At 65.2% G+C, this 13,399-nt stretch carries 13 protein-coding genes; 12 read left to right on the top strand and 1 reads right to left on the bottom strand.

The features are described 5' to 3' along the window. Positions 1-48: 48 nt before the first annotated feature. Positions 49-654: a DedA family protein gene (locus P0W64_RS15385; protein WP_275481032.1), complete on the top strand. Its 606-nt coding sequence runs from the start codon at positions 49-51 to the stop codon at positions 652-654. 10 nt (positions 655-664) lie between these two features. Continuing rightward, positions 665-1,897, top strand: coding sequence for a type VII secretion-associated protein (locus tag P0W64_RS15380; protein ID WP_275481031.1), 1,233 nt, complete (start codon positions 665-667; stop codon positions 1,895-1,897). Positions 1,898-1,904: 7 nt separating this feature from the next. Here P0W64_RS15380 and P0W64_RS15375 read toward each other — a convergent pair whose 3' ends face one another. Beyond that, positions 1,905-3,470: a MinD/ParA family protein gene (locus P0W64_RS15375; protein ID WP_275481030.1), complete on the bottom strand. Its 1,566-nt coding sequence runs from the start codon at positions 3,468-3,470 to the stop codon at positions 1,905-1,907. A gap of 151 nt (positions 3,471-3,621) precedes the next feature. Between P0W64_RS15375 and P0W64_RS15370 the strand changes: the two genes are divergently transcribed. From P0W64_RS15370 to P0W64_RS15325, 10 genes are all read left to right on the top strand, one after another. Further along, entirely contained in the window at positions 3,622-3,921 is a 300-nt protein-coding gene (locus P0W64_RS15370; RefSeq protein ID WP_275481029.1) for a hypothetical protein, read from the top strand. Between the two features lie 4 nt (positions 3,922-3,925). Beyond that, a complete protein-coding gene (locus P0W64_RS15365; RefSeq protein ID WP_275481028.1) occupies positions 3,926-4,225 on the top strand; it encodes a YbaB/EbfC family nucleoid-associated protein in 300 nt (99 codons plus the stop codon). A gap of 150 nt (positions 4,226-4,375) precedes the next feature. After that, a complete protein-coding gene (locus P0W64_RS15360) occupies positions 4,376-4,684 on the top strand; it encodes a hypothetical protein (RefSeq protein ID WP_275481027.1) in 309 nt (102 codons plus the stop codon). Positions 4,685-4,688: 4 nt separating this feature from the next. Further along, positions 4,689-5,042, top strand: coding sequence for a hypothetical protein (locus tag P0W64_RS15355; protein WP_275481026.1), 354 nt, complete (start codon positions 4,689-4,691; stop codon positions 5,040-5,042). Positions 5,043-5,059: 17 nt separating this feature from the next. After that, positions 5,060-5,341 carry a hypothetical protein gene (locus P0W64_RS15350; protein WP_275481025.1) on the top strand — a complete coding sequence of 94 codons (282 nt, stop codon included), beginning with the start codon at positions 5,060-5,062 and terminating at the stop codon, positions 5,339-5,341. Beyond that, positions 5,251-6,939 carry a recombinase family protein gene (locus P0W64_RS15345; protein WP_343232867.1) on the top strand — a complete coding sequence of 563 codons (1,689 nt, stop codon included), beginning with the start codon at positions 5,251-5,253 and terminating at the stop codon, positions 6,937-6,939. Before P0W64_RS15350 ends, P0W64_RS15345 begins: the two co-directional genes overlap by 91 nt. A 460-nt stretch (positions 6,940-7,399) precedes the next feature. After that, positions 7,400-7,573 (top strand): hypothetical protein, encoded by a 174-nt coding sequence (locus P0W64_RS15340; protein ID WP_275481023.1) that lies wholly within the window; start codon positions 7,400-7,402, stop codon positions 7,571-7,573. Beyond that, the gene (locus P0W64_RS15335) at positions 7,554-8,426 is read left to right on the top strand and encodes a hypothetical protein (RefSeq protein ID WP_275481022.1); all 873 of its coding nucleotides are present in this window, start codon (positions 7,554-7,556) and stop codon (positions 8,424-8,426) included. The genes P0W64_RS15340 and P0W64_RS15335 overlap by 20 nt, the downstream gene beginning before the upstream one ends. 1,813 nt (positions 8,427-10,239) lie before the next feature. After that, entirely contained in the window at positions 10,240-10,467 is a 228-nt protein-coding gene (locus P0W64_RS15330; protein ID WP_275481021.1) for a hypothetical protein, read from the top strand. A 994-nt stretch (positions 10,468-11,461) separates the two neighbouring features. Further along, entirely contained in the window at positions 11,462-12,310 is an 849-nt protein-coding gene (locus P0W64_RS15325) for a phage major capsid protein (RefSeq protein ID WP_275481020.1), read from the top strand. Positions 12,311-13,399 lie beyond the last annotated feature (1,089 nt).

Genomic DNA, 13,399 nt, shown 5'->3' with positions numbered 1-13,399 from the left:
TCGCCGCCAGTTCACACGGCGGTCAGGCGATGTGCGTATCAATGGGGTGTGAACCCGTTCGATGTGTCCCAGTTCCTGTCGACGGCGGGCTTCGTCGGCATCCTGGTGCTGATCTTCGTCGAGACGGGCCTGCTGGTCGGCTTCATCTTCCCGGGCGACTCCCTGCTGTTCACCGCGGGGGTCTTCGCGGCGCAGCCGCACCCCTTCGCGGAACCCTGGCAACTGCTGGTGTTCCTGCCGATCGCAGCTGCCCTCGGCGACCAGTCCGGTTACGCCATCGGCCGGGTACTCGGCCCGCGTGCGCTGCGTGGTCGCGTGATGCGCTGGATTGGTGACGAGCCCGTGGAGCGCACGTACCGGTTCTTCGGCCGGTACGGCGCGGCCACCGTGCTGTTCGCCAGGTTCATCGGCATCGTGCGGACGTTGGTGCCCGTGCTCGCGGGTTTCACCGGCATGTCGCACCGCCGGTTCACGGCGTTCTCGTTGGCCGGTTCGATCGTGTGGTGCGACGGGATCGTGGTGCTCGGCTACTACCTCGGCGGCATCCCCCTGCTGCGCGATCACCTCGAGCTGCTTTTCGTCGGGTCGGCGCTGACGATAGTGGTCCCGATCGCGGCGTCCATCCTGGCCTGCCGGCGCAGGGCGCGCATATAGAGTCCGACCCATGGACGGGGTGGGGGACCGGTCCGGTGGGGGCGCGGCCTGGGCCGCGGTCGACTGCGCGGACGATCACTGGACGATATCGACGGGTTGCTCCGGGGCGCGGCCGGACGGGGACGGCTGTGTGCGCGTGGGGCCCGAGGGGCCGACATCGATGGCGCCGCCCGCGGACATCGTCGCCGGGTGGCGCGCGGCGCTCGCGGGCGCCCTGGGCCCGCGGCCCGTGCGCGCCGTACTCGCGGTACCGAGTCTGTTCGGTGGGCCGCGGCGCTCGCTGGTCGCAGCCGCCGCCACCGCGTGCGGGTACGACCCGGTGGTGGTGCCGCGTGCGGAGGCCATCGTCCGCTCTCAGGGCCTGCTGTACTGCCGGCGCGCGCTCGTCCTCGAGACGGTCGCGGACGGCGCCGTGGGTCACGTCCTCGACTTCGCCGACGACGACTGGGCCGCGGTGCGCGGCGGCACCGGGACGGATCTCGTCGAGCTGGCGCGCGGGCTGATCGACGAGGGGGTGGACCAGGTTCTGGTCGATGCGGACGAGACCGCGTACCGACGCGTGCGGGACGCGCTCGCCGCTGCCGAGCCGCGGCAATGGCGGGTCGTGCGGATCGACCGCGAAGCCCTGGTGGCGGCGCTCGTGCCGCAGCCGGAACCGGAGGAGCCCCAATCGGCGGACGTCCCGCGGCGCCGGAGATCGGGACCGGCGCTGGCGGCTGCCGCATTGCTGTGCCTGGTCGTGGTCTCCTCGGCTGCGGTGCTCGCCGTCCGGGGCCCGGGTTCGCCGGCGGTGGGCGCGGCCGGGGCGGCACCGTCTTCGTCCGGCCGGCCGGCCACGACGGTGGACGTCGCGCTCGACGGCGTCACGGTCGCGCTGCCCGCGGGCTGGGCCGTCGCCGAGGCGGAAGGACGACGGGTTGCACGTGCCGACGACGGCCGGCGGGTCAGCGTCGTGCACCACCGGTTGGCGAGGCCGGCGACGCGCGACGCCGTCGCCGCCGACCTGCTGGCCGCGCTGCCCGGCAGGGTGGACGCGCGCATCGTCGGGCTGGAGCCCCGGACGAACTACGCGGGCCGGGACGTCGTCGGGTATCGCGAGCAGCTCGCACCGGACAGGTTCGTGCTCTGGTACGTCGTCGTCGACGGCACGCACCAGGTCAGCGTGGGCTGCGAGCCGGGCAGGGGAGCGGAGTCGGTCGAGCCGCACTGCATGCGCGCAGTCGGGTCGGTCCGGGCGGGCTGAGATCCTGCTACGGCGTCTCGTGCAGGACGTGTGGGACACCGAAGTCGTCGGCGACAGTAGCCGCGAGCTCTACGAACGCACGCCGCGTCTTCGGTGAGAGGAGGTCGAGGTCGACCTCGGCGCCCTCGGCGAGGTGATCGTCGAACGGGATGCGATGCACAGCGCGGGTGCGGCCGAGGAAGTGCTGGGTGAGCTGGTCGACGTCGACGGTCGGGGCACCGGGGCGTGAGCTGGAGAGCACGACCACGGCGCGCTGCACGAGCCGGCCGTAGCCGTGCAGGTCCAGCCAGTCCAGCGTCGCCGACGCCGAGCGGGCGGCGTCGATGGCAGGCGAGCTGACCAGGACGATCGCGTTGGCCTCGTCGAGGACCGACTTCATGGCCGAGTGCATCAGGCCCGTGCCGCAGTCTGTGAGGATGATGTTGTAGAAGCGCTGCAGCACCTTCATGACGCCGGTGTAGTCATCGGCGGAGAACGCCTCGGACACTGCCGGATCGCGCTCGGACGCGATGATCTCGAGCCGGCTCGGGGCCTGCGACGTGTAGGCGCGGACGTCGCTGTAGCGGTGGATCGCCTCGTCGTGGAGAAGATCGCGCACGGTCGACCGCGTCTGTTGGGGTCCGCGCTGCGCCAGGGTGCCGAAGTCGGGGTTGGCGTCGACGGCGATCACGCGATCACCGCGCAGGGATGCGAACGTCGCCCCGAGCCCGACGGTGGTCGTCGTCTTCCCCACACCGCCCTTCAGGGACAGGACGGCGACGCGGTAGTCGCCGTTGACCGGGTGCTGCACTCGTTCGGTGAGCGCCTTGAGTGCGATCTCGTCGGCCGACTCGGTGGGCGTGATCGAGCCACCCGTCATCCGGTAGACGAGCTTGCGCCAGCCCTTCGTCGGGGGCTTACGGGTGTCGCGCGCGAGCCCCACCTCGTCGATGGTGGGTGGCGCGGCCGGCGGCTGCGGCGGCGCGGCGGCGAGTCCATCGGGCTGCTGGTAGTCGTATCCGGCCTGGTGCCAGGGCGGAACCGCGTCGCCGGTCTGTGGCGGGTAGCCGTACTGCGCTTGCGGTGCTTGTGGGCGCTGGACGGGAGCGAACTGCGAGGTGGCGAGGAAATCGGGGTGCTCGCCGGCAGCCGGGCCCGGAAGCCCGCCGGGGGGTAGCACGATGTTCTCGGTCGGCTGGTCCAGGTTCGGGCCCGTCGGCGAGGGGCCGCCCGACGACGGCCCGCTCGGGGTCGATGTGCTGGCCGCGTTCGGTGACTCCGGCTCCTTGCGTGCGTGGGCCCCGCCGGACTGGGCACCACCGGGCGGCGCCTCGGCCGCGGGTGTGGTCGGCGGCGGCGTGCTCGGAGACGGCGTGCTCGTCTCGGCGGGAACGGAGCCGTCGTCGCCGGCGACGTGCGGTGTGTCGGCACCCGCGGCTCGCTCCCACGGAGCGGCGACGGGCTGATCGGACTTGGCATCGGGATCCCAGCCCTCGGAGCGGCGCGGTACCGGCGTGAACGACGATGTCTGCTCGAACGAGGGCTCGGGCTGGTCGTCCTGATCTTCCGTGGTCGAGTTCTTCTCGTCCGTCACTTCTTCTCCCCGCGGATTCACTCGTTCTGCGTATCAAACTCCGGTCCGTGGTCGTAGCCTACAAGCGCGCTCTGTCGGGCTCTCGGTATTGCCCTGGGGCGCGTCGGGCGTGGGGGACACGACGGAAGCGAAAGACCAACGGGGGGTTCGTATGGCTATGGCATCGTCGCGCAGTGGAGGGCTGCGCGTGGAGGCGAACGAGCAGGGTACGCCGCTGCGGATCGGGATCGAACCGGGGGAGCTGCGCCGCGGCGCCGACGCCCTCGCCGCTGACATCCTGCGGCTGTGCAGGGAGGCGTCGCGCAGTGCCGGGCTCGCCCGGAGGGCCGAGCTGGAGCGCGAGGGCGTCGGCGCGCGGGTGCTCGCCTACATGGGATTGCCCGATCCCGACGGTGCCGATCCGGGTGCAGGCGCCGAGGCGCCGGTCGTCGACACCTGGCTGCGGGGGTAGGGCCGTGAGTGCCGAGATGGACCGGATCCAGGGGCGCGCCGCGGCGCAGCTGGAGACGCTGCGCGCGGTGCGTTCGCGGCTGGAGGCGATCGACGTGGCGGTGAGCAGCCCGGACCGCCGTGTACGGGTGCGGCTCGACGGCGTCTGCGCCCTCACGGGCCTGGTCGTAGCGCCCGCAGCCATGCGCTCGGACCCGGCCGCGCTGGGACGGCTGATCGTCGCGACCTGCGGGGTGGCCGCTCGGGAGGTCATGGCTCGCCGAGCAGCGATTCTGACGGACTTCCACGAAGAGTTCTCCGCCTGAACCATGCCCGGCGCCCGTTCCGGCAGGTGGCACCGGGCAAGGGATCCGAATGCCGGGCCGGTGCGTCCAATTCATGGGAGAGGTCGCGCATCCGCGGCGCTCCGTCGAGACAAGGGTCGAGACAAGGGTCGAGAAAAGGGGAGCACTACCATGACATTCCTGGCGATCAATTCGGCGATCGGGGCGTTCGGCGCAGCGAATGCGGCCATCGGCGCGGCGGTCACGGCAGCGGGTTCGATAGACGCCGCGGCGAACACCGCCGCACTCAACCCGGCACTAGGTCTGATCGGGCAGGATTTCATAGCCGCGTTCACCGGCGCGCAGGCGAGCTACCTCTCGTCGGTTGCGGAACTCGGTGTGCTGCACGGCGCGATGGCGGCATCGGCCGCAGGTACCGTCGTGGCCTATTCCGCGTCCGAGTCCGCGGGCGTGGCCGGGCTGCTCTCCGCCGCGGTCTGACGCTGTGCCGGGCGGAGGTGGGGATCGTCTCGGCCGGGCCGGCGACGGGGGTGCGAGCGACGGTGCGGGGTCCCGCGTAGGCGCTGGGGCGGACGGGCTCGATCCGTCGATCGCCGAGTTGCTCGCGCGGCCCGTAGACCAGGTCTTGAAGGATCTCGGCCTGCCGCCGGTTCCGGTCGCGCCCGCGGTCGCACCCGACCAGCGCCTGCCGTCCGTCCCGCGCGGTGTATCCGATGCGCCGGTCGTTCCGGGCCTCGACGTGGGCGCGCTGGTGAAACCGATGACCGACCTGCTGTCGACGTTCGGCAGCGGCGATCTCGGAGCAGGCGGCGTCGATCCACCGAGAATCACCGACTAGACACAGGAGATTCGTTCGTGACCAGCTACGATACCGATATGCCCGATGACATGTCTCTGTACGACGCCTGCCTAGAGCTGGGGATCACCCTCCCGGAGCTGATGTCGCAGATGGTCTGCGACGGGCTGCTGATCGAGTGCGACGTAGACCCTCGATGCTGGCAGATGGTCTGCCGTGAACACCCGCAGTCGGATAGCTGCGACATCATGTGTCGGTGGTTGAGGCAGCACGTGATGCTGTGCGATTGCACCTGGGAGGCTGCGCCTCACCCCGACATCATCGAGACGGGCGACCTGTGAGCGAGCCTCTGCGAGCCCTGATCGTCACCCGTCTGTCCCGTGTGACCGATACGACCACCTCACCGGAGCGTCAGCTTCAAGCGTGCCGTGACCTGATCGCCAGCCGAGGATGGACCGAGGTGGGGAACGTCTACGACGGAGACGTATCGGCCAGCAAGACGCGCCCGTTTGAGAGACCCGAACTAGGGGATTGGCTCACCAACAGGTTCCCGGAGTTCGACGTAATCGTCGTGTACCGGATCGACAGGTTGGTCCGGTCGGTCTCTCACCTAGCTGAGATGATCGACTGGTCACAGGAACGGAACATAGCCATCGTCTCAGCGACGGAATCGCATTTCGACCTCAGCTCTAAGATGGGCAAGGTCGTAGCGATGCTGGTCGCGTCTATCGCAGAGATGGAGAGCGACGCTACGCGAGAGCGGGTCAAGTCCGCTTACGACCACAACCGCAAAGCCGGTAAGTACATCGGCGGCACACCGCCGTGGGGGTACACCACCGACCGGGTAGACGACGGGTACGTGTACGTCCCGGACCATGAGCACCGGAGGGTTATCCGAGAGGTCGCACAACGCGTCTTAGACGGCGAACCCCTTAGGACTATCGTCAGAGACTTGGACCAACGCGGTGTGCGTACTCCGATGGACCGGTACCGGGAGCTACAGGGGAAGCCTGTCAAAGGTACGAAGTGGAATCACATACAGCTATCGCGGTGTCTCAAGTCGGAAGCGATGCTCGGGTACGCGACCGCCGGCGACGGGGTTATCAGAAACCCCGACGGCTCACCGATGATGCGTACGGAACCGGTGCTCTCCCGGGAGGTGTACGACCGCGTAGTCCGGGAGCTGGAAGCGCGTAGCAAGCGGCGTGAGAAGTACCGTAAGCCGAACGAGTCCCTACTGCTCGGGGTTATCAAGTGCGGTCGCTGCGGTAGGCCGGTCTATCAGAAACGGGCGTCGGGTAGCACCCGTAAGGACCGGTACCTCTGCTATTCGGCGCAGGAGAACGACCCGTGCGGCAACTCATCGCTTATCAAAGAGTCGGCAGACGACACGGTAGAGGCCGCTGTGCTGGCTCTGTTGGGTGACTCGGAGCGGCTAGAGCGGGTGTGGGACGAAGGCGTAGACAACTCGGAGGAGTTGTCCGAGATAGAGGCTCAACTAGCGGACCTAACCGGGATCATCGGAACAGGACCGTACAAAGCCGGTACGCCTCTGCGGGCTCAACTAGACCAGCGGATAGCCGGGCTGGCAGAACGGCACGAACAACTAGCGGCGGAAGGCGTAGCCCCGTCCGGATGGACTTATCGGGGTACCGGGGAGCGGTTCTCCGATTGGTGGGGTCGCCAGACGGTGGAACAGCGGAACGTCTGGCTCCGCGAGAACAACGTGACCATGACCTACACGCGGGAGAACCGGCCAGGGCGCGGAGGGCGCCGGCCGCCGTCGTTCGAGCTGGACCTAGGAGACATCTACCAGTTGACCGAGCAGTTGACCCCTAAAGGTGCTGCTGCGGCATGGTCGGATGCGCTAGAGCAGATGAAGGCGCTAGGCGTCTCTGGTGCTACGTACGGGACCAGCGGTTGGGAGCTACAGCCTTAGTCGCTCTTGCAAGGGCTGGTCTGTCGGCTCTGGCTAACAGTCGATGTCACAGTGAGGCTCTACCGATTCCTAGAGCATAGGTAACGACACCTAAGATCAACGCAGCAGGTCAGACTGCACCCTTCGGATGCCTCTAGGTTCGCTTAGCAGTGCCGTCGTTAGTTGTCAACTATCGGACTTGACACCCGCTTACGTTCGTGTACGTTCAGCGTCATCGCACGGGAGTTCTAGCCGCTGCGGAGGGGCTTACCGCCACGGCGGGGGTCGCGAACTTCGACAACTGAATGGAGAACCAAGCCTCCTACGGGCTTGGTGTATGAACCGGCTACCCGTGGTGGGTAGACGGGAGAAAGTCGCTGTACGGCGACGCTAGGCACCGGGAACGCTGTTCCTGTGCCGTCGTTTCAACAGAGAGAAGGAATATGAGCAACAAGACCGACGATCCCACCGAGTGGGAGCGATGACCTCGACCGCGATCCAGCAACAGTGGAACTTGGACCGAACCGAGGTCGTCTACCGGATAGGTAAGACGGGGACGCGGGGAGTCCTCTACCTGAACCGGGAGGAGCTGATAGCTCTCCGGGACCAGATCAATCGAGCCACAGGGGCCGACCGTGCATCGTCTACCGAGTGAGCTAACCGACGAGTACCCCGCCGACCGCGACGAGTGGTGGCGGACAGCTTGCAAGCTGGCGCTGAAAGCGGTCGGGGCCGGTCTAGACGATGATGAGTTCGTAGATTCGATTCGGGATACACCGCTCTGGGACTCATATCCGAGCCTGGACAAGGGCAGGGACCGAACCGAGTACCAAGCTCGCAGAGCGTTCACGTTCGCGGATGAGACGTACGACCCGGCCCTAGCCGGGGGCGGGGGAGCTGACCAGGAGTTCCAACGTGAGGTCGCAGAGTTCATCGCCGCTCTAGAAGCGGCAGAGGACCGACGCGGGATGAACAAGCGGTGCCTGCTGGCGCTAGCCAAGCTGGCCCAGAGGGTGGGGAAGAATCCGTTTACAGCGTCGTGCCGCGAGCTGGCAGAGATAGACGGCAGCATGAGCTTCAAGAAGATGAACGAAGCTACCCACCGACTGTGGAAGCATCCGGCGGCTCTAGCCGTGAAGGTCTCTACCGAATACGGGAAGTCCAACCTCTACGAGCTGGACCTGCTCTGGCGACCGGAGCACGGTGTGGGGAAGTCCCCTAATAAGGGGGACTTACATAGTACCGGTATTATGTATGTCCCCCTTAACAGGTGGGACCGCGAGGAGTTGTTCAGGGCGTGGGTGTGGTTGCTCCCGCCGAACACACCTGTCACCGTCACCGACACAGCGGAGGCAGTCGGGTGCTCACCCGGCGCGGCCCGCGAGCTACTGGACAACGCGCTAGCGGGGACGCTGGAAGGGGACGACGTGCCGATAAACGGCTTCACGCCGTACGACCGGTTGAAGAAGACCAGGAACACGTGGTGGCGTGGGTACCGCGACGGCTAGGGGCGTTGCCCCTCGACGCCATCATCCGTTCGGATAGGTGCCTATACATCGAACGGAGGTACGATCTCGTAGGTGGAGGACTACGCGGCCAGGGTGTGGAAGGTTCCGGTACCTCCCACGCCGTGCGTGGTGCGTACGGACCGGGTGTTCCCCGGTCTCCACAGAGCGGGACTCCGAGCGGGGGAGCGGCCGATGTGGCTGAGAAGCCACGGACTCCGGTTCGGCGGGGAGCTGGACGGAGTGGTCCTACGGTGGGCTCGCCTGGTCGGGGGCGAGTGGATAGCGGAGGTCCGGGTAACGGTGGAAGCCGGCCGGGGACACGTAGACCTCACGCTCTGGTGTGCGGCGGAAGCCGTTCGTCCCGCAGGGCCGCGTAGAGGTCGAGGATTCTAAGGCGTCGAAGGGGCCTCCCGGCCCCCTCACCCTCGGGTGTGTCTAAAAGTCGCTCTATGGCCGTATGCGATACCAGGAATGGGCACCCGGTGCCGTTCAACGGTCCGTCAGCGTGGCAGCTAGAGGCCTTTACGGGCCTCTCTGGTTTGACGACGTGGCCGCTAGGCACCCGGAAGCACCTCCCTTTTCCCGATGACGCTTCCGACTCCGCTGTATCGGAGTCCGGTCTCCTACCCGGTCCAGTGCAGTCGGTCCCATTATCAGGTAGGGGGGGGTGGATTATTACACCTACTTACGTATGAGGGGGTAAAGGTAGGCCTGCCGATACGCGTGAAGTAGGTCACTACATGAGAAGGTATCAACGGTGTAGGAGGTACTGATCTACGTAGAGGGTAAGGGAGACGCGTCACACTCCCGGTGTCCAGCCGAACTACTAACCTACTTACGTATGAGGGGGGAAGATCAAAACCCCCAGGTGGCAGACCTCAACCCTGTGAACTACGGCACACTACAGTGCTGTGTTCGGAATAGTTGATCTTATTTATTCACAGAGGGAGCACCAACTCCCCAGCTACGCCTTCGACCCACCTAGGTCGAGGGCTTCTCTTATTTGATCGAAGACGGTAGCTCTACGCTACCCCGACCCGAAAGGTTACCGCCATGAACTACCCGCGCCGATGCCGCTCCGGCGGTCACACCCTTAACGGTCCGGACGACGTACGACCGTACGACGGTAAGTGCATCTACTGCTCACGACAGAACCAACGAGAGTACCGCCAGCGTCTACGAGACGCGAACCGCAAGCTGCAAGCCCTCGAGGCTCTACTAGCCGGGTAGCCCCCGGCGAACAAGTACCTACGGGGTACCGCACCGACTGGACCTTCATGCCACGGGTCGTGTGCGACCTCGTAGGCGTGGGCGACTCTCTCGGCCCACGCCGGGCGGCTAGGTTCCCCATTCCTCGCCTAGCCGCCTCTTGACGTGCCAACCGACCTTCGGTTGGCGACACACTCGGGCACGTTCTTTCGTCGTGCTCGTGACGGAGCACCGGACTGGTTACCCGGTGCCCGCGAGAATCAGGCCGGAGGTGTCCGGCCGAGGTGATCCCCCCGCACGGCGTGGCGTCGGAGACGACACGTCTTCCCTGGCGGGTCGGGGGGTGAACCACCGAAGTGGGAATGGATCACAAGGTCAGTCGGCTCGCCGCCTGGCCGAACAGACTTCCGGCAGTGGAATCGGATACGAGTTCCCCGTCTGCCGGTTGGCAACGAGACAGTCTCGTTGTTGGGCTAACTGTGTAGTTAGCGGCTCTGCACAAGATGTAAGTAGCGAACCCCCGGCTGGTCCCGACTGGCCGGGGGTTACTCATGCGTACACAAGGTGTGTCACCTCCGGTGCCACGCCGGAGAGAGAAGGAACGATGATCGTAAACGACATGGATCTAGACGCGGTAAACGTCGCTGATGACAAGCTGGCTCACCCGGAGGCGACACCGGAGGTGTCACCGACCCTCGGGAACTCCGTTCCCTCGGATAGACGGCACGGTACAGACGCCGTGTGGAACGTCGGAAGCTCCCGGATGTACCGCGACTACGACGGTACGTGGACGTTCACCGACTGGCTAGACGACTCCCAGATGGGCTACTGACCGTGGTGGTTGTAGCGCCACTAGCGGTAGCGGTCGGTTGGTTCACCGGCTACGTCATCGAAAGATGGATGGAGACGCGGCTTAGTGGCTAGCCGAGACGCTAAGACGTTCGAGGACTACCTCGCTTTCTTGGAGAACAACCCGCATGGGAAGAACCCCGTAGTGGAGTGGTGGTCGTCGGAGGACGAACGTCGCGGGCTCTGGGACCGAGGTCGCACACCTCGACCCCAGTCGGCATTCAGCTACCGCGAGCTTGTAGCGGATAGCTACGGCAACTGCTACGGGAATGACGCATACCGGCGATAGCCGGAGGCGTCATCGGGAAGGGAGAGAGTTCTCCGAACTTCTCCCGAGATGACACCGACCCTCGGGGACGAGAGTCCCCTCGGACACTAGGAGAGACAGAGGAATGGAAGACACTTCACAGGAGACCCCCGTAAAGGGGTCTGAGAGCCCCGTAGAGGGACGAACAGACACCTCCGAGGGTGACGATAAGGGTACGGAGAATCCGAGCCGTAGAGAGGCTCGATATCGAACCGAGAGGAACGAAGCGCGTACCGCACTCGAGGCCGCTACCGCACGGATAGAGCAGATGCAACGTCGGGAGATAGAGCGACTGGCAGGGTCGCGGCTCGCTGATGGTTCGGACCTCTGGCTGTCCGAGAACACCCCGGCTGACTATCTCGATGACTCCGGGAACGTAGACCCCGCCAAGGTCCAGGCGGATGCAGAGCTTTTGCTCTCCGAACGACCCCGGCTAGGGAAGCTGTCGCCGGCGTTCGACCCGACGCAAGGGACAGGCGGAGGGTCCGGAGGTCATAAGCTCCCGACGTTCGGGGACCTACTTGGCTCTATCTGAAACGTCTGGGGGTAGGTGAGTCTGTGGCTCACCCGCCCCGTTGTCGTCCGTGACGACACGAAGGAATAACAAACTGGGGACCCTCCGATGAGGGTCCCTTTCTCATGCCTCCACCAAGGCAGGAAGGGAGCTTGAATGAGCTTCGTCAATACCCAGAGCGGTGCCGGTTTCACCCAGGCCACCGCCGCAATCACCCCGGAGGCGTACGGCGAGCTTGTGGTCAACGCTGTCAAGGCGGACTCTATCGCCGCGCAGTCGATGACTCACGCGTCTACCGACCGGGACAAGGTTCTGTACCCGCGTCTGCTGGCCGACCCCAGCACCGCCCACTACCTCGAGCTGGACACCATCGCAGCCGCCGACCCGACCACCGATGAGGTCCCGGTCACCATCTACAAGACCGCGGGTTTCAACCTTCAGTCTCGCGAGCTGGTGGCGGACTCGAGCCCTGACACGGCGAACATGGTCGCTGAGGGTCTGAAGCGTCAGATTATCCGGGCTGTCGATGGTGCCTACCTGGCGAACACCACGGCCAAGGGTCCGAACGGCCTGCTGTCGACCGACTACTCGGAGGTCGATACCGGCGCATCGCTCACCAACCTCGACACCTTCGTCGATGCGAAGTACGCCGCTATCGACGCGGGTGCTGAGCTGACGAACTGGATCATGTCCACCGCGACCGCTAAGGCCGTCGCCAAGCTCAAGGAGGCCAGCGGCTCGAACCGTGCGCTAGTCGACTTCGTGGATAACCAGATGCTCCTGGCCGGCATCCCGGTGCTGCTGTCGAATCAGGTCGACACGAACACCAAGGCGTGGGGTATCTCGCGAGCGTCCAACGTCTTCGTCGTCCGCGAGGGTGCGCGTGTCGAGGTGTCCAAGGACTCGCACTTCCAGTCGGATGGCGTGGCCCTGAAGGCTACGTTCCGCTACGGCCTCGGTTACCTGAACGAAGCGGCTAACGTCCGTCTGTACGACGCTGCTTAGGTAGACGCCCTGCCCTATCCGGGCGCTTTCTACCCCGGAGAGCTATACCCCGGAGGAGCTTAGCTCCGAAGGGTCGGTGACACCTCGGGAGAAGTTCGGAGAACTCTCTCCCTTCCCGGTGTCGCCTTCGGGTAGGGGCAGCAAAGACCAGTGATTAGAGCCGGGAGACTGTAAGAGGTCTCCCGGCCTTTTCTGTTTAAGAGGGAGAGGGTAAGAGGAATGCCGAGTATCACCAAAGAAGAACGAGCAGAGAAAGACAGACTGCTCGCACTCGGGTTGAAGTCGTGTGGAGCTTGTGGGGAGATGAAGCCTGTAGGCGAGTACAGCCAGAAACGAGCTGCTCGTGACGGTCTAGCCCCACGATGCAAACCGTGTGCGGCAAGCTATCGCGCTGACAACCGGGAGCACCGGAGTGAGTACAACCACGCGTATTACCAGGAGAACCGGCAGAGTGTCTTAGACCGTACACAGAGGTACTACCAAGAGAACTACGCGGGTAGGCCGCATGTGCGTTGGCGGTCCAACTACATCCGTCGATGCAACGAGCAAGGTGTGACTCCGGTACTAGGTGAGCCGTTCACCCGTGAGGATGTAGTAGCCGAGTACGGCGATAGATGCGTGTATTGCGGGGGAGAGTTCCAAGAGCTAGACCATTACGTGCCTCTGGCTAAAGGCGGGGAGCATTCGTTGGAGAACGTTCGACCCTCGTGTGCGTCGGACAATAACCGGAAGGGAAGTAAGGCGGCATGACCGAACATACGAAGTGTTTTCGGGAAGGGTGTCCGCGACCTATGACTCGCAGAGTCGCCAACGAAGGTGTGTCGTATAGGTACTGCTCTGCTTCGTGCTGTCATATGGATCACCAAGCCGACTACTACCTCAGCATCGCCAAAGACGGATTCGGTTCACACCCGGTTGAAGCGCGTCGGTTAGCGGACGCTGTTGTGGAAGCGGGAGACGCGTTGAGCGCGCTGTATGAAGCCGCGTACGAACTGCACTTGCTGAGAAGGTGTGTCGCTGAACAAGAGCGAGCGCCGAGACGCAGGGGGAGGCGGGGGTAGCGCTAGGTGCTTAGGGCTTAGGGGAGAG

The organism is Tsukamurella sp. 8F (genome assembly GCF_029167375.1).
Lineage (GTDB): Bacteria > Actinomycetota > Actinomycetes > Mycobacteriales > Mycobacteriaceae > Tsukamurella.
Note: the sequence above shows the minus strand (reverse complement) of the source record. Positions and strands in the feature narration are given on the sequence as shown.

What these genes read in the sequence shown, in the direction of transcription:
- P0W64_RS15380 (WP_275481031.1), top strand. Translation starts at nt 665, where the DNA reads ATGGACGGGGTGGGGGACCGGTCCGGTGGGGGCGCGGCCTGGGCCGCG.
- P0W64_RS15370 (WP_275481029.1), top strand. Translation starts at nt 3,622, where the DNA reads ATGGCTATGGCATCGTCGCGCAGTGGAGGGCTGCGCGTGGAGGCGAAC.
- P0W64_RS15360 (WP_275481027.1), top strand. Translation starts at nt 4,376, where the DNA reads ATGACATTCCTGGCGATCAATTCGGCGATCGGGGCGTTCGGCGCAGCG.
- P0W64_RS15340 (WP_275481023.1), top strand. Translation starts at nt 7,400, where the DNA reads ATGACCTCGACCGCGATCCAGCAACAGTGGAACTTGGACCGAACCGAG.
- P0W64_RS15330 (WP_275481021.1), top strand. Translation starts at nt 10,240, where the DNA reads ATGATCGTAAACGACATGGATCTAGACGCGGTAAACGTCGCTGATGAC.
- P0W64_RS15325 (WP_275481020.1), top strand. Translation starts at nt 11,462, where the DNA reads ATGAGCTTCGTCAATACCCAGAGCGGTGCCGGTTTCACCCAGGCCACC.